Below are 21,476 nucleotides of genomic sequence, written 5' to 3'. Positions count from 1 at the left end.
CGGCCCCTTCGCTCCGCCGCCCTTCTTCTTCTCCGCCGCAACGCCGCTTCCCGGCGGTGCCGAAACAGGTGCGTCCCGTGAGTTCGGCACCGCCGGAAACCATCGTCGTGGCCGAGCACCGTTGCGGCGGAGAAAAAGGGGGGCGGCGAAGAAAGGAGAACGGGAGGACGAAGGACGGGAGGACGAAGGAGGAGAGGACAAAGGAGGAGAGAGCACCGGAAAGCGGGAAGGCGCCGCCCCGCCGGAGTTGCGGAGCGGCGCCCCCTTGCCGGCCTCGTCGGCAGCGCCCCCCTGTAGACCTCGTCGGAAGCGCGCCCCCTGTCGGCTCTCGCCGGAGGCGTCAGTGTGCTGCTGATTCCCAGTCCGGGCCCACGCCCACCGAGACGTCCAGGGGCGCCCTGAGGTGGACCGCGTCGGACATCTGGTCGCGGAGGACGGATTCGACCCGGTCCCGCTCGCCGGGAGCGATCTCCAGGACGATTTCGTCGTGGACCTGGAGGAGCATGCGGGACTTCAGCTCCGCCTCCCGGAGCGCGCCGTCCACCCGCAGCATGGCGATCTTGACGATGTCCGCCGCCGTGCCCTGGATGGGCGCGTTCAGCGCCATCCGCTCGGCCGCCTCCCGGCGCTGGCGGTTGTCGCTGTTGAGGTCGGGGAGGTAGCGGCGGCGGCCGAAGAGCGTCGCCGTGTAGCCCGTGGCACGCGCCTCTTCGACCACCCGGCGCAGGTAGTCGCGGACCCCGCCGAAACGCTCGAAGTACGTGTCCATCAGGGCCCGGGCCTCGCCCGCGTCGATGTTCAGCTGCTGGGAGAGGCCGAACGCCGACAGCCCGTACGCCAGGCCGTACGACATCGCCTTGATCTTGCGGCGCATCTCCGCGTCGACGGCCGAGCGGTCCACGTCGAACACCTGGGAGGCGACCGTGTTGTGCAGGTCCTCCCCGGAGGTGAACGCCTCGATGAGCCCCTCGTCCTCGGAGAGGTGGGCCATCACGCGCAGTTCGATCTGGCTGTAGTCCGCGGTCATGAGCGACTCGAAGCCCTCGCCGACGACGAAGCCCCGCCGGATCGCCCGGCCCTCGTCGGTGCGGACCGGGATGTTCTGGAGGTTCGGGTCGGTGGAAGAGAGCCGGCCGGTCGCGGCGACGGTCTGGTTGAAGGTGGTGTGGATACGGCCGTCGGCGGCGACGGTCTTGATCAGGCCCTCGACCGTGACCCTCAGCTTGGCCTGCTCGCGGTGCCGGAGCATGATCACCGGCAGTTCGTTCTCGGTCTGGCCGGCCAGCCAGGCGAGCGCGTCGGCGTCGGTGGTGTAGCCGGTCTTGGTCTTCTTCGTCTTCGGCAGCGCCAGCTCGCCGAAGAGGACCTCCTGGAGCTGCTTGGGCGAGCCCAGGTTGAACTCGTGGCCGGCCGCCGCGTGCGCCTCCTTCACGGCCTGCTGCACCGCGCCCGCGAACATCTGCTCCATCGCCTCCAGGTGGGCGCGGTCGGCCGCGATGCCGTGCCGCTCCATCCGGGCGAGCAGGACGGAGGTGGGCAGCTCCATGTCACGGAGCAGGTCCGCGGCGCCGACCTCCTGGAGCCGCTCCTCGAAGGCCTCGCCGAGGTCGAGGATCGCGCGGGCCTGGACCATCAGCGCCTCGGCCTCGGCGCCGTCGTCCGCGCCGAACGCCAGCTGGCCGTCGGCCGCGGCGGCGGGGGCCAGCTCGCGGTGCAGGTACTCCATGGACAGCGCGTCCAGGTCGAAGGAGCGGCGGCCGGGCTTGACCAGGTACGCGGCGAGCGCGGTGTCCATGGTCACACCCTCGATGGTCCAGCCGTGCTCGGCGAAGACCCGCAGGGCGCCCTTGACGTTGTGGAACACCTTGGGCCGGGCGGCGTCGGCGAGCCAGGCCGCCCACGCGTTCTCGTCGGCCTCGTCCAGCTCGGCCGGGTCGAACCAGGCGGCCGGGCCGTCGGCCGTGGCGAGGGCCACCTCGGCGACCGAACCGGTGCCGAGCGCCCAGGTGTCGACGGTGGCGACGCCCAGCGGCTGCTCCGTGCCGTGCCCGGCGAGCCAGCCGGCCAGCTCGCCGGTGCCCAGGACCGTGGCGTCGACCTCCACGCCCGCCTCGGTGACCGGCGTGGACTCGGCCTCCTCGGCGCCGGGGTCGACGGCGTAGAGCCGCTCGCGCAGCGACGGGTTACGGATCTCCAGGGTGTCCAGGATCATCGCGACGGTCTTGCGGTCGTACGGCGCGCGCTCCAGGTCGGCGACCGTCCTCGGCAGCTCCACGGCCCGCTCCAGCTCGGTGAGCCGGCGGTTGAGCTTGACCGCCTCCAGGTGGTCGCGGAGGTTCTGGCCGGCCTTGCCCTTGACCTCGTCGACGCGCTCCACCAGCTCGGCGAAGGAGCCGAACTGGTTGATCCACTTCGCGGCGGTCTTCTCGCCGACGCCGGGGATGCCGGGGAGGTTGTCGGACGGGTCACCGCGCAGGGCCGCGAAGTCGGGGTACTGGGCGGGCGTCAGGCCGTACTTCTCGAAGACCTTCTCCGGGGTGAACCTGGTCACCTCGGAGATGCCCTTCGTCGGGTAGATGACCGTGGTGTGCTCGGTGACCAGCTGGAAGGAGTCGCGGTCGCCGGTGACGATCAGGACGTCGAAGCCCGCGGCCTCGGCCTGGGTGGCGAGGGTGGCGATGATGTCGTCGGCCTCGAAGCCGTCGACGGCGAAGCGCTGCGCGTGCATGGCGTCGAGCAGCTCGCCGATCAGCTCGACCTGGCCCTTGAACTCGTCCGGGGTCTTGGAGCGGTTCGCCTTGTACTCGGCGAACTCCGCCGAGCGCCAGGTCTTGCGGGAGACGTCGAACGCCACCGCGAAGTGCGTGGGCGCCTCGTCGCGCAGGATGTTGGCCAGCATCGACGCGAAGCCGTAGATCGCGTTCGTCGGCTGGCCCGTCGCGGTGGTGAAGTTCTCCGCGGGCAGCGCGAAGAACGCGCGGTAGGCCAGCGAGTGCCCGTCCATGAGCATCAGCCGGGGACGGGTACCGCCGGGGGTCTTGTCGGTCTGCTTCGATGCTGTCTCTGCCACGACCCCGATCCTGCCACGCCGCACTGACAGCGAGGGCCGACAGCCCGGGTCGCGGTGAGCTCGGAGCCGTCGGGTACCGGTTCCGTTCCGCCCGGCGCCGTCACGCACGGGTTCCGTCCCGCCCGGCGCCGTCGGACGTGGGCTGCGTCTCGCTCGGCGCACCGTGCTCGATCGGTGTCGGTCCCGCGTGCGAGGATCTGGTGTCCAGCGCAGAGGTGCCGGTGCAGAGGGAGAGCATGCGATGGCGACGAAGCCGCCCAAGGGGGATCCGGTCCAGGACGCGCCGCAGGTCGCGGAGCCGAAGCACGCGGCCGCGGGGCTGCCCGCCATCGGGCACACGCTGCGCATCGCCCAGCAGCAGATGGGCCTGAAGCGCACCGCGCTGACGCTGCTCCGCGTCAACCAGAAGGACGGCTTCGACTGCCCCGGCTGCGCCTGGCCGGAGCCCGACCACCGGCACGCGGCCGAGTTCTGCGAGAACGGCGCCAAGGCGGTCGCCGAGGAGGCCACCCTCCGCCGCGTGACGCCGGAGTTCTTCGCGGCGCACTCCGTGGCCGACCTGCACCACCGCAGCGGTTACTGGCTGGGCCAGCAGGGGCGGCTCACCCACCCCATGTATCTCGCCGAGGGCGCCGAGCACTACGAGCCGGTGAGCTGGGAGCGCGCCTTCGACATCATCGGCGAGGAGATCGAGGCCCTCTCCTCCCCCGACGAGGCGGTCTTCTACACCTCGGGGCGGACCAGCAACGAGGCCGCGTTCCTGTACCAGCTGTTCGCGCGCGAGCTGGGCACCAACAACCTGCCGGACTGCTCCAACATGTGCCACGAGTCCTCCGGCTCGGCGCTGACCGAGACGATCGGCATCGGCAAGGGCAGCGTCCACCTTGAGGACCTGTACAAGGCGGACCTGATCATCGTCGCCGGGCAGAACCCGGGGACCAACCATCCCCGGATGCTCTCCGCCCTGGAGAAGGCGAAGGCCAACGGCGCGAGGATCATCAGCGTCAACCCGCTCCCGGAAGCCGGCCTGGAGCGGTTCAAGAACCCGCAGACGCCCCAGGGCATGCTCAGGGGCGCCGCGCTGACCGATCTGTTCCTGCAGATCCGCATCGGCGGCGACCAGGCCCTGTTCCGGCTCCTCAACAAGCTCGTCCTCGAGACCGAAGGCGCGGTCGACGAGGAGTTCGTGCGCGAGCACACCCACGGGTACGAGGAGTTCGCGAAGGCCGCCCGCGCCGCCGACTGGGACGAGACGCTCGCCGCCACCGGCCTCACCCGCGCGGAGATCGAACAGGCGCTGGGCATGGTGCTCGCCTCGGAGCGCACCATCGTCTGCTGGGCCATGGGGCTCACCCAGCACAAGCACTCGGTGCCGACCATCCGCGAGGTCGTCAACTTCCTGCTGCTGCGCGGCAACATCGGCCGCACCGGCGCCGGTGTCTGCCCGGTGCGCGGCCACTCGAACGTGCAGGGCGACCGCACGATGGGCATCTTCGAGCGGCCCGCGCCGGCCTTCCTGGACGCCCTGGAGGCGGAGTTCGGTTTCGCGCCCCCGCGTGAGCACGGCTTCGACGTGGTCCGGGCCATCGAGGCGCTGCGCGACGGTGAGGCGAAGGTCTTCTTCGCGATGGGCGGCAACTTCGTCGGGGCCACCCCCGACACGAACGTCACCGAGGCCGCCGTGCGCCGCGCGCGGCTGACCGTGCACGTGTCGACCAAGCTCAACCGCTCGCACGTGGTCACGGGTGCCCGTGCCCTGATCCTGCCGACGCTCGGCCGCACCGAGCGCGATCTCCAGAGCAGCGGCGAGCAGTTCGTGACCGTCGAGGACTCCATGGGCATGGTGCACGCCTCGCGCGGCCGCCTGGAGCCCGCGAGCGCGCACCTGCTGTCCGAGCCGGCGATCGTGTGCCGGCTGGCCCGCCGGGTGCTCGGTGCGGACAGCCGTACGCCGTGGGAGGAGTTCGAGAAGGACTACGCGACGGTCCGGGACCGGATAGCGCGGGTGATCCCCGGCTTCGACGACTTCAACGCGCGCGTGGCGCACCCGGGCGGCTTCGCGCTCCCGCACGCCCCGCGCGACGAGCGCCGGTTCCCGACGGCCACCGGCAAGGCGAACTTCACCGCGGCCCCGGTCGAGTACCCCGAACTGCCCGAGGGCCGGCTGCTGTTGCAGACGCTGCGCTCGCACGACCAGTACAACACCACGATCTACGGCCTGGACGACCGCTACCGGGGCATCAAGAACGGGCGCCGGGTGGTCCTGGTGAACCCCGAGGACGCACGGCGGCTGGGCGTCGCCGACGGGTCGTACGTGGACCTGGTCGGCGAGTGGAAGGACGGTGTGGAACGCCGGGCACCGGGCTTCCGGGTGGTGCACTACCCGACCGCCCCGGGCTGCGCGGCCGCTTACTACCCGGAGACCAATGTGCTGGTGCCGCTCGACGCCACCGCGGACACCAGCAACACCCCGGCCAGCAAGTCCGTGGTGATCCGGCTGGAGGCCGGTGTGCCGCACCCGAGGGCCGCCGTCTGAGCGCCCGCTCAGTGCGTCTGGAAGAATCGGCTGCCGACTGAGCGTTTGCTCAGTCGAGCAGCCGTACGACGAACGGAGCCGGCCCATGGGCGAGCAGCAGCACGTGACGTTCCCGCAGGAGGTCATCGACGAGTACGCCTCGCTCGGCGTCGACCTGCAGGCCCTGTTCTCGGCGGGCCATCTCGGCAACCGCATGGGCGTGCAGATCACGGAGGCCTCGGCGGAGCGGGTCGTCGGCACCATGCCGGTGGAGGGCAACACCCAGCCGTACGGGCTGCTGCACGGCGGTGCCAGCGCGGTGCTGGCGGAGACCCTGGGCTCGGTCGGTTCGATGCTGCACGGCGGCAGTTCGAAGATCGCGGTGGGCGTCGACCTGAACTGCACGCATCACCGCGGGGCCCGCTCCGGCCTGGTCACCGGTGTGGCGACGCCCGTCCACCGGGGGCGCTCCACGGCGACCTACGAGATCGTGATCAGCGACGAGGAGGGCCGGCGGGTGTGCAGCGCCCGGCTGACCTGTCTGCTGCGTGACGCGCGCCCCGGCGACGAGGTCCACCTCGGGGACGCCGGCGCCTGAGCGGCGCCCCGGTCCGGCGGGGCGAACGGCCTCGGCGCCGCGAGCCGAGGTCAGCGCCCGGTAAGAGAAGGGCGGGCGGACAGTGCTCCTGCGCGCCCCACGGCACCTCCGCGCGCGCCGCCGCACCCCCGTACGCACCGTCAGGAAATGCGAAGAACTTCCGAAGGCTTGACTTTCTTCCCTCGGTGTAACTCTACGTAATACGCGTGTAATCCTCATTCGCTGTTTCACCCCAGTTCCCGGGGCACGCCATGCCGCCCGCCCGCCCCGGAAGTCGCCCACAGCAACGGTGACACGTCATGCCCAAAACCGTCGAGACGCCTGAACCGATCACGCCGGGTCCTGCGGGTTCTCAGAATGCGGACGGTGCGAATCGGGCTCAATTCCTGCTTTCCACCCACGCTGTACCGCTCTGCATTACCTCGTGTCATAACAAGAGCGTCACAGCCTTGGTCAAGCACTCCTCCACGTTCCTCGCACGCGCTTAGAGTCACGGCCAGTCACCGCTCCATGGGGAGTTCGGTACCGGCGCGGCACTCGTCGTTCCCTGCAAGGGGGCGCACTGCCCACGGAAAGGATCGATTGTGCGACAGCGTTCTCTGGTGATTCTTACCTCCGTTCTGACCACCGGAGCCCTGACCCTGACCGCCTGCGGCTCCCGCGACAACGGCAGCAAGAGCAGCGACAGCGGCAACGTGACGGTCACGATCGGCGTCGACGCCCCGCTGACCGGCGCCAACTCCGCCACGGGTCTCGGCATCCAGTACGGTGCCCAGATCGCCGTGGACGACGCCAACAAGAACAAGACGGTCCCCGGCGTCACCTTCAAGATCAAGGCGCTGGACGACAAGGCGGTTCCGGCCACCGGCCAGCAGAACGCCACCCAGCTCGTCTCGGACAAGACCGTGCTCGGCGTCGTCGGCCCGCTCAACTCCGGTGTGGCCACGCAGATGCAGCAGGTCTTCGCCACCGCCAACCTGGTGGAGATCTCCCCGTCCAACACCAACCCCGAGCTGACGATGGGCAAGAACTGGCAGACCAGCCCGTCCCGCCCGTTCAAGACGTACTTCCGCACCGCGACCACCGACGCCCTCCAGGGCGCCTACGCGGCGGACTACGCCTACAACGTCGCCAAGAAGAAGAAGGCCTTCGTCGTCGACGACAAGCAGACCTACGGCGCGGGTCTGTCGAAGATCTTCTCGGAGCAGTTCGTCAAGCAGGGCGGCAAGGTCATCGGCAGCGACCACGTCAACACCGGTGACCGCGACTTCTCGACCCTGGTCACGAAGATCAAGGCCTCGGGCGCCGACATCCTGTACTACGGCGGCCAGTACGACGAGTCCGAGGTGCTGACCAAGCAGCTCAAGGACGCCGGCGCCAAGATCCCGCTGTTCGGCGGCGACGGCATGTTCACCCCGACCTACATCAAGACGGCCGGCACGGCGTCCGAGGGCGACCTGGTGACGTCGATCGGTGTCCCGGTCGACACCCTGCCCGCCGCCAAGGACTTCGTGGCCACCTACAAGGCCAAGAAGTACCCCGGTGACTACGGCACCTACGGCTCGTACTCCTACGACGCCACCACCGCGATCATCAAGGCCGTCGGCACCGTCGTGAAGGACGGCAAGATCCCCACCGACGCCCGCTCCCAGATCGTCAGCGCCGTCCAGAGCACCTCCTTCGACGGCATCTCCGGCAAGATCGCGTTCGACCAGTACGGCGACACCACGAACAAGCAGCTGACCGTCTACAAGGTCGTCAGCGGTGCGTGGAAGTCCGTCCAGAGTGGCGTGGCCACCCCGAAGTAAGCCAGTCGTAGAACATCGCACCACCAGGGCCGCGCGGCGTAGACCAACCGTCACCGCGCGGCCCGCCCTCTACCGCCCCCCTGACTCTCCCCACCACATGGAGGCCATGCGGTGAACACCCTGCCGCAGCAGCTGGCCAACGGGCTGTTCCTCGGCTCGATGTACGGTCTGATCGCCATCGGCTACACGATGGTGTACGGCATCGTCCAGCTCATCAACTTCGCCCACGGCGAGATCTTCATGACCGGAGGCTTCGGCGCCCTCACGGTCTACCTTCTCCTGCCGGACGGCATATCCATGTGGGTAGCGCTGCCGGCGATGCTCATCGGCGGCGCCCTGGCCTCCGTCCTCATCGCCGTCGGCGCCGAACGCTTCGCCTACCGTCCGCTGCGCGGCGCACCACGCCTCGCCCCGTTGATCACCGCGATCGGCCTGTCGCTCGCGCTCCAGCAGGCGGTCTTCAACTGGTACCACGTCGACGGCGACGCCAAGACCGCCCGGGTCTTCCCGCAACTGCCGTTCGGGCCGCTGCACATCGGCTCCGTGACCGTGCAGAGCGGTGACATCTTCCTGATCATCGCCGCGCCGCTGTGCATGGCGATCCTCGCCCTGTTCGTCCGGCTCTCCCGCACCGGCCGCGCCATGCAGGCCACCGCCCAGGACCCGGACACCGCCCAGCTGATGGGCATCGACACCAACCGCATCATCGTCATCGCCTTCGCGATCGGCGGCTTCTTCGCGGCGGTGGCCGGTGTCTCGTACGGCCTCAAGTACGGCTCCGTCTCCTACGACATGGGCTTCATCGCCGGTCTGAAGGCGTTCACCGCGGCCGTCCTCGGCGGCATCGGCAACATCTACGGCGCCATGCTCGGCGGCCTCGTCCTCGGTATCGCCGAGGCCATGGCGACCGCCTACATCGCCAACGTGCCCGGCATGCAGCAGCTCGGCGGCGGCGGCTGGGCGTCGGTGTGGGCCTTCGTCCTGCTGATCCTCGTCCTCCTCTTCAGACCACAGGGTCTGCTCGGCGAACGCGTCGCGGACAGGGCGTGAGCGGCATGACCGACACCACCACCAACGCCCCGGCCGCGGCGGAGCACGGGCCCGTCCCGCTGCCGCCGTCCGTCGCCCGGCTGCTCGTCGCCGTCGGCGCCGTCGGCACCATCGCCAGCGCCTTCCTCAGCTGGACCTGGACGTCCGACTTCCCCGGCGACCTGACCGTCTACGGCTACCCGGCCGGCCTGCAGATCCTCGCCCTCGTGGGCGGCGTCCTGACCCTGCTGTTCGGGCTCACCCTGTGGGACGTCAAGTGGCTGCGCTGGCTGAACCCGGCGAACAGCACCTCCCCGGTCCTCCTGACGGCCCTGTCGGCGTTCGCCGTCTGCTGGTTCACCGGCATCGCCATCACCGTCGACCTCGGCGGCCTGGTCAACCTCGACCCCGGCGCCTTCGTGGCGATGGCAGCCTCCGCGCTGCCCGTCGTCGGCGCCCTCGCCCTGCCCCACCCGGCCCCGGGCACCGGCATCCGCGGCTACCTGGCCAAGCCTCAGCTGCCGGCTCCCGGCAAGGCGTCGCCGCTCACCGAGCGCATCGTCATCACGGTCGGCGTCGCGCTCGCCCTGGTGACCTTCACCTACGGCATCGGCATCGACAACGACGCCAGCGAGACCTTCATCGGCTACCTGCTGCTGCTCGTCTTCGCCGCCTGGGGCCTCATGCACACCGGCCTCGTCGACCGCTTCGCGACCACCGCGGCGCACCACAAGGGGTTCGCCTCGGCGCTGGCCTTCGCCGCCGCCGTGATCTTCCCCTTCACCCAGAGCGACGACCACAACGCCAACGTCGGCGTGAACATCCTGATCTTCGCCACCGTCGCCCTGGGCCTGAACATCGTGGTCGGCCTCACCGGTCTGCTCGACCTCGGCTACGTCGCCTTCCTCGGTGTCGGCGCCTACGCCGCGGCCCTGGTCTCCGGCTCGGAGTACTCCCGGTTCTCCGGTGTGCACTTCCCGTTCTGGGCCGCCGCGCTCACCGGCATGGCCGCCTCGCTGGTCTTCGGTGTGCTGATCGGCGCGCCGACCCTGCGGCTGCGCGGCGACTACCTGGCCATCGTCACGCTCGGCTTCGGTGAGATCTTCCGGATCACCGTCAACAACCTGGACGGCACCTCCGGACCGAACATCACCCGCGGCCCCAACGGCATCACCCAGATCCCGGACCTGAACATCTTCGGGTTCAACCTGGGCGAGTCGCACAACATCCTCGGGTTCAGCCTGGGCCGGTTCGCCAACTACCTGTTCCTGATGCTCATCGTCACGGCGATCGTCGTGCTCGTCTTCACCCGCGCCGCCGACTCCCGTATCGGCCGCTCCTGGATCGCCATCCGCGAGGACGAGACCGCCGCCACCGCCATGGGCATCAACGGCTTCCGCGTCAAGCTGATCGCCTTCGCCCTGGGCGCCTCCCTCGCGGGCCTCGCCGGCTCCGTGATGGCGCACGTCAACTACAGCGTGAACCCGCAGCCGTACCAGTTCGCCGGCGCCGCCCCGCCCAACTCGGCCTTCCTGCTGGCCGCCGTCGTACTCGGCGGCATGGGCACCGTCAGCGGCCCGCTGCTCGGCGCGAGCGTGCTCTACCTGGTCCCGGAGAAGCTCCAGTTCCTGCAGAACTACGAGCTGTTCGCGTTCGGCGTCGCGCTGATCGTGCTGATGCGGTTCCGGCCGGAGGGCATCATCGCCAACCGCCGCCGCCAGCTGGAGTTCCACGAGACCGGCCAGCTCGACGTACCCACGCAGACGACGCTGAGCGACGATCCGGCCGTCACCAAGGCAGGGGCGTAGGAACCATGACGACACCTGTACTCGAAGCCCGTGACGTCACGATGCGGTTCGGCGGTCTGACCGCCGTACGGTCGGTGGACTTCACGGTCAACAGTGGCGAGATCGTCGGCCTGATCGGCCCGAACGGCGCCGGCAAGACCACCTTCTTCAACTGCCTCACCGGTCTGTACGTGCCCACCGAGGGCACGGTCTCCTACCAGGGCAAGGTGCTGCCGCCCAAGCCGCACCTGGTGACGCAGGCAGGCATCGCCCGCACGTTCCAGAACATCCGGCTCTTCGCCAACATGACCGTTCTGGAGAACGTCCTGGTGGGCCGCCACACGCGGACCAAGGAGGGCCTGTGGTCCGCGCTGCTGCGCGGTCCCGGCTTCCGCAAGGCCGAGAAGGAGTCCGAGGCGAAGGCCATGGAGCTCCTGGAGTTCATCGGCCTCGCCGCCAAGCGCGACCACCTCGCCCGCAACCTGCCCTACGGCGAGCAGCGCAAGCTGGAGATCGCGCGGGCGCTGGCCAGCGAGCCGGGTCTGCTGCTGCTCGACGAGCCGACGGCCGGCATGAACCCGCAGGAGACCCGGGCCACCGAGGATCTGGTCTTCGCCATCCGGGACAAGGGCATCGCCGTCCTCGTCATCGAGCACGACATGCGCTTCATCTTCAACCTGTGCGACCGGGTCGCCGTCCTCGTCCAGGGCGAGAAGCTCGTCGAGGGCACCTCCGACGTCGTACAGGCGGACGAGCGTGTGGTCGCCGCGTATCTGGGTGAGCCCTTCGAGGGCGATCCCGGTGCCGCGGAGGCCGCCGAGGTCGAGGCCGCGGAAGCCACCGCCGAGGCGGAGGGCGCCGAGAGCGCGGAGCCGGCCGACAGCGCGGAGACCGCCGAACCCGCCGACAGTGCGGCGACCACGGACACCGTGGAGAGCACCGAGGCGGACAGCACCACCAAGGGAGAGGCCCAGTGACCGCACTGCTGGAGGTCGAGGACCTCAGGGTCGCCTACGGCAAGATCGAGGCCGTCAAGGGCATCTCGTTCAGCGTCGAGGCCGGTCAGGTCGTGACCCTCATCGGCACCAACGGCGCCGGCAAGACGACGACCCTGCGCACCCTGTCGGGGCTGCTCAAGCCGGCCTCGGGGAAGATCCTGTTCGACGGCAAGCCGCTCAGCGGGGTTCCGGCGCACAAGATCGTCGCGCTCGGGCTCGCCCACTCCCCCGAGGGCCGGCACATCTTCCCGCGCCTGACCATCACGGAGAACCTCCAGCTCGGTGCCTTCCTCCGCAAGGACAAGGCGGGCATCGAGAGGGACATCCAGCGGGCCTACGACCTCTTCCCGATCCTGGGCGAGCGGCGCAAGCAGGCCGCGGGCACCCTCTCGGGCGGCGAGCAGCAGATGCTGGCGATGGGGCGCGCGCTGATGTCCCAGCCGAAGCTGCTGATGCTGGACGAGCCGTCGATGGGGCTGTCGCCGATCATGATGCAGAAGATCATGTCGACGATCGTCGAGCTCAAGTCCGAGGGGACGACGATCCTGCTGGTCGAGCAGAACGCGCAGGCCGCGCTGTCGCTGGCCGACCAGGGGCATGTGATGGAGGTCGGCAACATCGTGCTGTCGGGCAGCGGGCAGGATCTGCTGCACGACGAGTCGGTGCGGAAGGCCTATCTGGGTGAGGACTAGGTAGTCCTTCGCCTGCAGGCCGGTGGGGGCTGGTCGCGCAGTTCCCCGCGCCCCTCACGGGGCGCCTCCCCCGAGCGGCGTCACAAGGGCCCGTGCTCCCTTCACCGGAGTACGGGCCCTGTCGTTCCTGCGCGTTTCGGTCAGCCCTTGTGGGACTTCTTCTCCTCGCTGTCCGCGATGACGGCCTCCGCGACCTGCTGCATCGACATGCGGCGGTCCATCGACGTCTTCTGGATCCAGCGGAACGCGGCCGGTTCGGTCAGGCCGTACTCGGTCTGGAGGACGGACTTCGCGCGGTCGACCAGCTTGCGGGTCTCCAGGCGCAGGGTGAGGTCGGCGACCTCCTGCTCCAGCTGCTTCAGCTCGGTGAAGCGGGAGACGGCCATCTCGATCGCCGGCACGACGTCGCTCTTGCTGAACGGCTTGACCAGGTACGCCATCGCGCCCGCGTCCCGGGCCCGCTCGACGAGGTCGCGCTGCGAGAAGGCGGTGAGCATCAGGACCGGGGCGATGGATTCCTCGGCGATCTTCTCGGCCGCCGAGATGCCGTCCAGCTTGGGCATCTTGACGTCCAGGATGACCAGGTCGGGGCGGTGCTCGCGGGCCAGTTCGACGGCCTGCTCGCCGTCACCGGCCTCACCGACGACCGTGTACCCCTCCTCCTCCAGCATCTCCTTCAGGTCGAGCCGGATCAGGGCCTCGTCCTCGGCGATGACGACACGGGTCGTCAGCGGAGGCACGTGCGACTTGTCGTCGGGTGCGTCGACTGGCTGGGGCGACTCGGCGGCGGTCACGGGGGCTCCTCGTTCAGGGCAGGGGTACTGCTGACAAGAGCCTACCTAGCTACGGTAAGGTGGACGCGCGGAGGGTCGGGGATCACCTTTGATTCTTCGAGCCCCGGTAGCCCAATTGGCAGCAGGCAACGGATTCAAAACCCGTACAGTGTCGGTTCGAGTCCGACCCGGGGCACTTTTCCTTGGATTCCAAGGTCGCGTTATTGCGTGGCCGAAGGGTCCCTCCGCGGGGCGGAGGGACCCTTCGCGCGTTACCTGGGGCTGTCGTCCTCACCGATGTGGTGAACCCGGACCATGTTGGTGGAGCCGGAGACGCCGGGCGGGGAGCCCGCCGTGATGACCACGACGTCGCCCTGCTCGCAGCGGCCGTACTTCAGCAGCAACTCGTCGACCTGGTCGACCATCTTGTCCGTCGAGTCGACGTGCGGGCCCAGGAAGGTCTCGACGCCCCAGGTGAGGTTGAGCTGGGAGCGGGTGGCCGGTTCCGGGGTGAAGGCGAGCAGCGGGATCGGCGAGCGGTAGCGGGACAGCCGTCGGACGGTGTCTCCCGACTCGGTGAACGCGACCAGGAACTTCGCGTTCAGGAAGTCGCCCATCTCGGCGGCGGCACGGGCGACCGCACCGCCCTGGGTGCGGGGCTTGTTGCTCTCGGTCAGCGGCGGCAGGCCCTTGGCGAGGATGTCCTCCTCGGCCGCCTCGACGATCTTCGCCATGGTGCGGACGGTCTCGATCGGGTACTTGCCGACGCTGGTCTCGCCGGAGAGCATCACCGCGTCCGTGCCGTCGATGACGGCGTTGGCGACGTCGGAGGCCTCGGCACGGGTGGGGCGGGAGTTCTCGATCATCGAGTCGAGCATCTGGGTGGCGACGATGACCGGCTTGGCATTGCGCTTGGCGAGCTTGATCGCGCGCTTCTGGACGATCGGCACCTGCTCCAGCGGCATCTCCACGCCCAGGTCGCCGCGGGCGACCATGATCCCGTCGAAGGCGGCCACGATGGAGTCGATGCTCTCGACGGCCTGCGGCTTCTCGACCTTGGCGATCACCGGGAGGCGGCGGCCCTCCTCGTCCATGATGCGGTGGACGTCCTCGATGTCCCGGCCGCTGCGCACGAAGGACAGGGCGATCACGTCGAAGCCGGTGCGCAGCGCCCACCGCAGATCGGCCTCGTCCTTCTCGGAGAGGGCGGGGACGGAGACCGCGACGCCGGGGAGGTTGAGGCCCTTGTGGTCGGAGACCATGCCGCCCTCGACCACCGTGGTGTGCACGCGGGGGCCGTCGACGCGGGTGACCTCCAGGCAGACCTTGCCGTCGTCCACGAGGACGCGCTCACCGGGGGTGACGTCGGCGGCCAGGCCCGGGTACGTCGTCCCGCACTGGTGCCGGTCGCCCTCGGCGCCCTCCTCCACCGTGATGACGAAGGTGTCACCGCGTTCGAGGAGTACCGGACCCTCGGTGAAGCGGCCGAGCCGGATCTTCGGGCCTTGAAGGTCGGCGAGGGCCCCGACGCTGCGACCGGACTCGTCGGAGGCCTTGCGGACGCGCTGGTAGCGCTCCTCGTGCTCGGCGTAGCCGCCGTGGCTGAGGTTGAATCGGGCGACGTCCATGCCGGCCTCGACCAGGGCCTTGATCTGGTCGTACGAGTCGGTGGCGGGCCCCAGAGTACAAACGATCTTTGCTCGGCGCATGTTTCGAGCCTAGGCCTTACCGGCGGGTAGAGAATTGGCCGTACATGACGACCCAACAACCTTTGCGTGAAGGCCTATTGACAAAGGTTGAATTGTGCGGCGCCCCGCTCCTATGAGCATCTCGCACTTGTCGAACACGGCGTGATCAAGTCACCGGATCGAAACCTCCCGGGCCTGTTGCCGTCGGTCATGAGCAGGACACAATCTACGCGCGTCGTTGACCGAATCGCGAGGAGATCAAAACATGCCCTTGAACCGTCGGAAGTTCCTGGAGAAGTCCGCCGCGACCGGAGCGGGAGTGGCGATCGCCGGCGCGGCGGCGGCCCCGGCACAGGCGTCGGCCAGGCCCGCACGGCGCCCCGCGCGGTACTCCCTGACCGTCATGGGCACCACCGACCTGCACGGGCACGTCTTCAACTGGGACTACTTCAAGGACACGGAGTACTCCGACAAGGCCGGCAACGCGATGGGCCTGGCGCGCATCTCCACCCTGGTGAACCAGGTGCGCGAGGAGCGGGGCCGCTGCAACACGCTGCTGCTGGACGCCGGTGACACCATCCAGGGCACCCCTCTGACGTACTACTACGCCAAGGTCGACCCGATCACCGCCAAGGGCGGCCCGGTGCACCCGATGGCGCAGGCCATGAACGCGATCGGGTACGACGCGGCGGCGCTCGGCAACCACGAGTTCAACTACGGCATCGAGACCCTGCGGAAGTTCGAGGACCAGCTGCGGTTCCCGCTGCTCGGCGCCAACGCGGTCGACGCGAAGACCCTGAAGCCGGCCTTCCCGCCCTACTTCATCAAGAAGTTCCACGTGCCGGGCGCCCCGCCGGTCAAGGTCGCCGTCCTCGGCCTGACCAACCCGGGCATCGCGATCTGGGACAAGGCCTACGTCCAGGGCAAGCTGGCCTTCCCCGGTCTTGAGGAGCAGGCCGCGAAGTGGGTGCCGAAGCTGAAGGCGCTGGGCGCGGACGTGGTCGTGGTCTCGGCGCACTCCGGCTCCTCCGGCACCTCCTCCTACGGCGACCAGGTGCCCCACGTCGAGAACGCGGCCGCCAACGTGGCCCGGCAGGTGCCCGGTATCGACGCGATCCTGGTGGGCCACGCGCACGTGGAGATACCGGAGTTGAAGGTGGTCAACGAGGCCACCGGCCGGACCGTCGTGCTCTCCGAACCGCTCTGCTACGCCGAGCGCCTCACCCTCTTCGACATCGAGCTGGTGTTCGACAAGGGCAGCTGGGAGGTCGAGTCGGTCGCGGCCTCGCTGCTGAACTCCAACACGGTCGCCGACGACCCGAAGATCACCCGCCTTCTGAAGGACGAGCACGCCAAGGTCGTCGCCTACGTCAACCAGGTCGTCGGTACCGCGACCGAGACCCTCACCACGGTCGACGCCCGTTACCGGGACGCCCCGATCATCGACCTGATCACCAAGGTCCAGGAGGACGTGGTCAAGGCGGCCCTGGCGGGTACCGAGTACGCCTCGCTGCCGGTGATCGCGCAGGCCTCGCCGTTCTCCCGGACGTCGGAGATCCCGGCCGGCAACGTGACCGTCCGGGACCTGTCGGGCCTCTACGTCTACGACAACACGCTGGTCGCCAAGGTGATGACGGGTGCGCAGGTCCGCGCGTACCTGGAGTACTCGGCGGAGTACTTCGTACAGACCGCCGCCGACGCCGCCGTCGACGTGGAGAAGCTGACCAACGCGAACAACCGTCCGGACTACAACTACGACTACGTCTCGGGCCTGCGGTACGAGATCGACGTCGCCCAGGCGGCCGGGTCCCGGATCAGGAACCTGACCTACGGCGGCGTCGCCCTGGACGACGCCCAGCAGTTCGTGCTCGCGGTCAACAACTACCGCGCCAACGGCGGCGGCGCGTTCCCTTACGTCGCCTCGGCCAAGGAGCTGTGGTCGGAGTCGACGGAGATCCGCACCCGGATCGCGGAGTGGGTGACCGCCAAGGGCGTCCTGGACCCGAAGGACTTCGCGTCGGTGGACTGGAAGCTGACCCGCGACGGCACGCCGGTGTTCTGAGGGGCGCGGGGCGCCGGTCCGGGGACCGGCGCCCTTCGCTCAGTCGACGAGCGGGGTGAGCTGCCTCGCCTGCTGCTGCGCCGGGACCCTTTCCTCCGGCCGTTCCAGGCCGAAGCTGGTGAAGGCCGTGCGCGCGGGCAGCGGGTAGGGGTCCTTGCCGGTCAGGGAGTTGAGGATGGTGGCGCTGCGCCAGGCGGCCAGGCCCAGGTCGGGGGCGCCGACACCGTGGGTGTGGAGTTCGGCGTTCTGGACGTACGCCGTTCCGGTCACCGACGGGTCGAGGACGAGCCGGAACCGCTCGTCCACGCGCGGGCGTTCGCCGCTGTCCCGGCGCAGGTAGGGGTCGAGTCCGGCGAGCAGGCGGCCGAGGGGGCGTTCGCGGTAGCCGGTGGCCAGGACGACGGCGTCGGTGGTGAGCCGGGAGCGGCTGCCCTGCTGGACGTGTTCGAGGTGCAGTTCGACCTTGGTGGTGGCGACGCGTCCGGCGGTGCGGACCTGGACCCCCGGGGTCAGGACGGCTTCGGGCCAGCCGCCGTGCAGCGTCCGGCGGTACAGCTCGTCGTGGATGGCGGCGACGGTGTCCGCGTCGATGCCCCGGTGCAGCTGCCACTGGGCGGAGACGACCCGGTCCCGGACGGGTTCCGCGAGGGCGTGGAAGTAGCGGGTGTAGTCGGGGGTGAAGTGCTCCAGGCCGAGCTTGGAGTACTCCATGGGCGCGAACGCCTCGCTGCGCCCGATCCAGTGCAGCTTCTCCCGGCCGGCCGGCCGGTTGCGCAGCAGGTCGAGGAAGACCTCGGCGCCGGACTGCCCGGAGCCCACGACGGTGACGTGCTCGGCGGCGAGGAAGGCCGCGCGGTGTTCGAGGTAGTCGGCCGCGTGGATGACCGGGACGATCGGGGACTCCACGAGGGGCTTGAGCGGCTCGGGCACATACGGGACGGTCCCGACCCCGAGCACGACGTTCCTCGTGTACGTCCGGCCGAGCGACTCGGCCTCGCCCTCGGCGTCGAGCCGGGTGAAGTCGACCTCGAACAGGTCCCGTTCGGAGTTCCAGCGGACGGCGTCGACCTGGTGGGAGAAGCACAGTCCGGGCAGGCTCCCGGCGACCCAGCGGCAGTAGGAGTCGTACTCGGCGCGCCGGATGTGGAAGCGCTCGGCGAAGTAGAAGGGGAAGAGCCGGTCGCGGGACTTGAGGTAGTTGAGGAAGGACCAGGGGCTCGCCGGGTCGGCGAGGGTCACCAGGTCCGCGAGGAACGGGACCTGGATGGTGGCGCCGTCGATCAGCAGCCCGGGGTGCCAGTCGAAACCCGGGCGCTGCTCGTAGAAGACCGCGTCGAGTTCGGCGAGCGGGTGGGCAAGTGCGGCGAGGGACAGGTTGAACGGTCCGATGCCGACGCCGACCAGGTCCCGGGGTGCTTCGGGCTCGTGGTGTGGGGGGTTGGTCATCTGGGGGTGGTTCCTTCCACGAGTTTCAGGAGGACGGCCAGTTCGTCCGGCCGGGTGTGGGGGTTGAGGAGGGTGACCTTGAGCCAGAGCCGGCCGTCGAGCCGGGCCCGGCCGAGTACCGCCCGGCCCTCGTGCAGCAGCCCGCGCCGTACGCCGGCCACGTCGTCGTCGGTGGCTCCGGTGGGGCGGAACAGCACCGTGCTGATGTCCGGCCGGTCCCAGAGCTCGAAGCCGGGGTGCTCGCGGACCAGGGCGGCGAACTCCCGCGCTCGGGCGCACACCTGGTCGACCAGTGCGCCGAGTCCGGAGCGGCCCAGGGTCTTGAGGGTGACCGCGATCTTGAGGATGTCGGGGCGCCGGGTGGTGCGCAGGGAGCGGCCGAGCAGGTCGGGGTAGCCGGCCTCGGTGTCGTCGTCGGCGTTGAGGTAGTCGGCGTGCTGGTGGAGCGCGCCGAACTCGGCCGGGCGGGCGACCGCGAGGAGGCCGGCGGCGGCCGGCTGCCAGCCGAGTTTGTGCAGGTCGAGGGTGACGCTGTGGGCGCGCTCCAGGCCGGCGAGCTTCTCCCGGTGCCGGTCGCTGAAGGCGAGGCCGCCCCCGTAGGCGGCGTCGATGTGCAGCCGGGCGCCGTGGGCGGCGCAGAGTCCGGCGATCTCGGGGAGCGGGTCGATGAGCCCGGCGTCGGTGGTGCCGGCGGTGGCGGCGACCAGCAGGGGCCGGGGCAGGTGGGTGAGGGCGTCGTGCAGGGCGGCCGGGTCGAGGGTGCCGTTCGGGGCGGGGACCACGACCGGGTCGGGCAGACCGAGCAGCCAGGCGGCGCGGGGCAGCGAGTGGTGGGCGTTGGCCCCGCAGACCAGCCGGACGCCGCCGCCGGAGGCCTCGCGGGCCAGCAGCAGGGCCAGTTGGTTGGACTCGGTGCCGCCGGTGGTGACCAGCGCGTCGGAGAGGCCGATGGTGCGGGCGAGGGTGCGGGTGACCAGGGCTTCCAGGGCGGCGGCTGACGGGGCCTGGTCCCAGGAGTCCAGGGAGGGGTTGAGGGCGCTCGCGGCGAGGTCGGCGGCGGTGGCGACGGCGAGCGGCGGGCAGTGCAGATGCGCCGCGCAGAGCGGGTCGGCGGGGTCGGCGGCGCCCTCGGCGAGGGCGGTCACCAGGGTGCGCAGGGCGTCGGGGTCGCCGTCGTCCGGGAGGACGTCCCCCACGGCGTCCGCGACCCGCTCGGCCACCGCGGCCGGACCGCCCGCGGGCAGCGGTCCGCCGCGTGCCCGGCCGCCCTCGCGCAGCGCGTCGAGCACGGTGTCCAGCAGGGGCCGCAGGGCGTCGGGGCCCTGTGGTCCGGATGCGAGCGGCGGCGTGCTCATGGGCTCTCCTCGGGGGCTGGCCGAAAGGGGTTGTCCGCAGGGTGAGTTCCAGCTTGTACGGGATTGGGTCTGCGTGCCCGCAAAGCCCAACGATCGGAACCCGAAAGTGGGTACTGCCGTGCGGGGAAAACCTGTCGGGGCGGTGCGCGCCGGGCGCGCCGGAGGAAGCGGTGAAAGGGCGTTGAGACCGGGACTGACCGCGGTTAACGTCGGTCGCGTGGTGGACGCGTGGATGATCGACGTGCCCGGTGAGCGGGTGCTGGTGCGGGAGCCGCGGCCCGCGGACGAGGTGCCGCTGCTGGACCTCTTCGAGGCCTGCGAGGACTGGTTCGTGGCGGCGACCGGGCTGCCGTCGGGGCCGGGCGACGTGCAGTCCCTGTTCTACGGGCTGCCGGAGGGCGCCGACCCCGACGACAAGGTGCTGCTGGTGCTGGAGCGGGACGGGGTCGTCTCGGGCCTGGTGGACGCCGTACGGGACCATCCGGCGCCCGGCGCGGTCTCGGTGGGGCTGTTCCTGCTGGCGCCCTGGGCGCGCGGCCGGGGCCTCGGGCGGGCGCTGGCCGAGTCGCTGCTCGCGCATGCCGAGGGGGTGTCCCTGGTGACGGCGTCGGTGCCGCCGGGCTGGCGCTCCGGGGAGTGCTTCCTGGAGCACCTGGGCTTCACGCTGGGCGCGGCGGTGCCGAGGACGGCCGAGGTGGGCAACCGGCGCGCGGGTCCCCGGGAGGGCGGGGTGCGCCGGGCGGAGCTGCGGCTGACCACGGGCTGACCGGCCGGCGCCCGAGCGGGGAGGGGCCGGGCGGTCAGGGGCGGAAGTCGGCCGCGTGGTCGGCGGCCCACCGCGCGAAGGTGCGGGCCGGGCGGCCGGTGATCTCCTCGACCGTGGTGGTGATCTCCGGTGCGACGCCGACGGTGGCCGCGAAGTTCTTCAGCAGGCCCTGGAGGAACTCCGGCGGGGTCCCCGGGAACAGCGGGCCCGCCTCCTCCGGCGGCACCTCGACGAAGGTCAGCCCGCGGCCGACGGCCCGGCCGATCGCCGCGATCTGGTCGGTGTTGGTGGTGGCGGCGGGGCCGGTGAGGCGGTGGGCGGCGCCCTCGTGGCCGTCGTCGAGGAGGGCGCGTTCGGCGACCGCGGCGATGTCGTCCTCGTGGATGGGCGCGGTGAGCATGCCGGCGAAGACGCCCCGCACGGTGTCGCCGGTGCGGATCTGGGGCGCCCACTGGAGGGCGTTGGTGGCGAACGCGTTGGGGCGCAGGAACGTCCAGGCGAGGCCGCTGTCGCGGATCTGCCGTTCGGCGGTGGCGTGCATGACGTGGATCGGGTGGGTCTCGTCGGCGCCCTCCCGGACGATCCCGGAGGAGAGCAGCACGACATGGCGCACCCCGGCCGTACGGGCCGCGGCGAGCAGTTCGGGCAGCCGACCGCCGGCCCCCTGGACGTACAGGAAGAGCTTGGTGGCCCCCGCGAGCAGCGGGGCCGGGTCGTCCGGCCGGAACCTCACCACCTCGGCCTTGTCGGGCAGGCCTGCCGTCTCCGGGGCGCGGGTGAGGGCCCGCACGGCCCGTCCGTCGGCGACGAGGCGTGCGACGAGGGCACGGCCGACGTTGCCGGTGGCGCCGGTGACTACGATCACGGGTCTCTCCCTGGGTCTGTGGTG

General features: G+C 70.4%; 15 protein-coding genes and 1 tRNA gene. 10 read left to right on the top strand and 6 right to left on the bottom strand.

What is annotated here, in order from left to right; translation table 11 throughout:
• Nucleotides 1–340: 340 nt before the first annotated feature.
• Complete coding sequence (polA, locus tag IEZ11_RS02320; RefSeq protein WP_189260815.1) at nucleotides 341–3,070, bottom strand: DNA polymerase I; 2,730 nt, start codon at nucleotides 3,068–3,070, stop codon at nucleotides 341–343.
• A gap of 241 nt (nucleotides 3,071–3,311) precedes the next feature.
• On the opposite strand from polA, the gene IEZ11_RS02315 reads away from it, so the two are divergent.
• From IEZ11_RS02315 to IEZ11_RS02285, 7 genes are all read left to right on the top strand, one after another.
• Nucleotides 3,312–5,606, top strand: coding sequence for an FdhF/YdeP family oxidoreductase (locus IEZ11_RS02315; protein WP_189260814.1), 2,295 nt, complete (start codon nucleotides 3,312–3,314; stop codon nucleotides 5,604–5,606).
• An 85-nt stretch (nucleotides 5,607–5,691) separates the two neighbouring features.
• Complete coding sequence (locus IEZ11_RS02310) at nucleotides 5,692–6,183, top strand: PaaI family thioesterase (protein WP_189260813.1); 492 nt, start codon at nucleotides 5,692–5,694, stop codon at nucleotides 6,181–6,183.
• A gap of 599 nt (nucleotides 6,184–6,782) precedes the next feature.
• Entirely contained in the window at nucleotides 6,783–7,991 is a 1,209-nt protein-coding gene (locus IEZ11_RS02305) for a branched-chain amino acid ABC transporter substrate-binding protein (RefSeq protein ID WP_189261105.1), read from the top strand.
• Nucleotides 7,992–8,102: 111 nt separating this feature from the next.
• On the top strand, nucleotides 8,103–9,041 hold the full coding sequence (locus IEZ11_RS02300) for a branched-chain amino acid ABC transporter permease (RefSeq protein ID WP_189260812.1): 939 nt from the start codon (nucleotides 8,103–8,105) through the stop codon (nucleotides 9,039–9,041).
• 5 nt (nucleotides 9,042–9,046) lie between these two features.
• Complete coding sequence (locus tag IEZ11_RS02295) at nucleotides 9,047–10,828, top strand: branched-chain amino acid ABC transporter permease (protein ID WP_189260811.1); 1,782 nt, start codon at nucleotides 9,047–9,049, stop codon at nucleotides 10,826–10,828.
• Between the two features lie 5 nt (nucleotides 10,829–10,833).
• Entirely contained in the window at nucleotides 10,834–11,784 is a 951-nt protein-coding gene (locus IEZ11_RS02290; RefSeq protein ID WP_189260810.1) for an ABC transporter ATP-binding protein, read from the top strand.
• Nucleotides 11,781–12,497: an ABC transporter ATP-binding protein gene (locus tag IEZ11_RS02285; RefSeq protein ID WP_189260809.1), complete on the top strand. Its 717-nt coding sequence runs from the start codon at nucleotides 11,781–11,783 to the stop codon at nucleotides 12,495–12,497. The genes IEZ11_RS02290 and IEZ11_RS02285 overlap by 4 nt, the downstream gene beginning before the upstream one ends.
• 140 nt (nucleotides 12,498–12,637) lie before the next feature.
• On the opposite strand, the gene IEZ11_RS02280 is transcribed toward IEZ11_RS02285, so the two are convergent.
• On the bottom strand, nucleotides 12,638–13,291 hold the full coding sequence (locus tag IEZ11_RS02280; protein ID WP_189260808.1) for an ANTAR domain-containing response regulator: 654 nt from the start codon (nucleotides 13,289–13,291) through the stop codon (nucleotides 12,638–12,640).
• Nucleotides 13,292–13,391: 100 nt separating this feature from the next.
• On the opposite strand from IEZ11_RS02280, the gene IEZ11_RS02275 reads away from it, so the two are divergent.
• Nucleotides 13,392–13,466: transfer RNA gene (locus IEZ11_RS02275), tRNA-Leu, on the top strand.
• 76 nt (nucleotides 13,467–13,542) lie between these two features.
• On the opposite strand, the gene pyk is transcribed toward IEZ11_RS02275, so the two are convergent.
• Nucleotides 13,543–14,979 (bottom strand): pyruvate kinase, encoded by a 1,437-nt coding sequence (gene pyk / locus IEZ11_RS02270; protein WP_189260807.1) that lies wholly within the window; start codon nucleotides 14,977–14,979, stop codon nucleotides 13,543–13,545.
• Between the two features lie 244 nt (nucleotides 14,980–15,223).
• Here pyk and IEZ11_RS02265 point away from each other — a divergent pair, with 244 nt between their 5' ends.
• Nucleotides 15,224–17,020 (top strand): bifunctional metallophosphatase/5'-nucleotidase, encoded by a 1,797-nt coding sequence (locus tag IEZ11_RS02265; RefSeq protein WP_189260806.1) that lies wholly within the window; start codon nucleotides 15,224–15,226, stop codon nucleotides 17,018–17,020.
• Between the two features lie 39 nt (nucleotides 17,021–17,059).
• Here the strand turns inward: IEZ11_RS02265 and IEZ11_RS02260 are convergent, their stop codons facing one another.
• Both IEZ11_RS02260 and IEZ11_RS02255 read right to left on the bottom strand, forming a co-directional pair.
• Nucleotides 17,060–18,466, bottom strand: a complete 1,407-nt coding sequence (locus IEZ11_RS02260; protein ID WP_189260805.1) for a lysine N(6)-hydroxylase/L-ornithine N(5)-oxygenase family protein — start codon at nucleotides 18,464–18,466, stop codon at nucleotides 17,060–17,062.
• Nucleotides 18,463–19,821, bottom strand: coding sequence for a pyridoxal phosphate-dependent decarboxylase family protein (locus IEZ11_RS02255; RefSeq protein ID WP_189260804.1), 1,359 nt, complete (start codon nucleotides 19,819–19,821; stop codon nucleotides 18,463–18,465). The genes IEZ11_RS02260 and IEZ11_RS02255 overlap by 4 nt, the downstream gene beginning before the upstream one ends.
• Nucleotides 19,822–20,038: 217 nt before the next feature.
• Between IEZ11_RS02255 and IEZ11_RS02250 the strand changes: the two genes are divergently transcribed.
• Entirely contained in the window at nucleotides 20,039–20,587 is a 549-nt protein-coding gene (locus IEZ11_RS02250; RefSeq protein ID WP_229712774.1) for a GNAT family N-acetyltransferase, read from the top strand.
• Nucleotides 20,588–20,621: 34 nt separating this feature from the next.
• On the opposite strand, the gene IEZ11_RS02245 is transcribed toward IEZ11_RS02250, so the two are convergent.
• Nucleotides 20,622–21,452 carry an NAD(P)H-binding protein gene (locus tag IEZ11_RS02245; protein ID WP_189260803.1) on the bottom strand — a complete coding sequence of 277 codons (831 nt, stop codon included), beginning with the start codon at nucleotides 21,450–21,452 and terminating at the stop codon, nucleotides 20,622–20,624.
• Nucleotides 21,453–21,476: the final 24 nt, after the last annotated feature.

This window comes from Streptomyces fuscichromogenes (genome assembly GCF_014645815.1).
GTDB lineage: Bacteria > Actinomycetota > Actinomycetes > Streptomycetales > Streptomycetaceae > Streptomyces > Streptomyces fuscichromogenes.
This window is presented reverse-complemented; position numbering and strand designations above follow the sequence as displayed.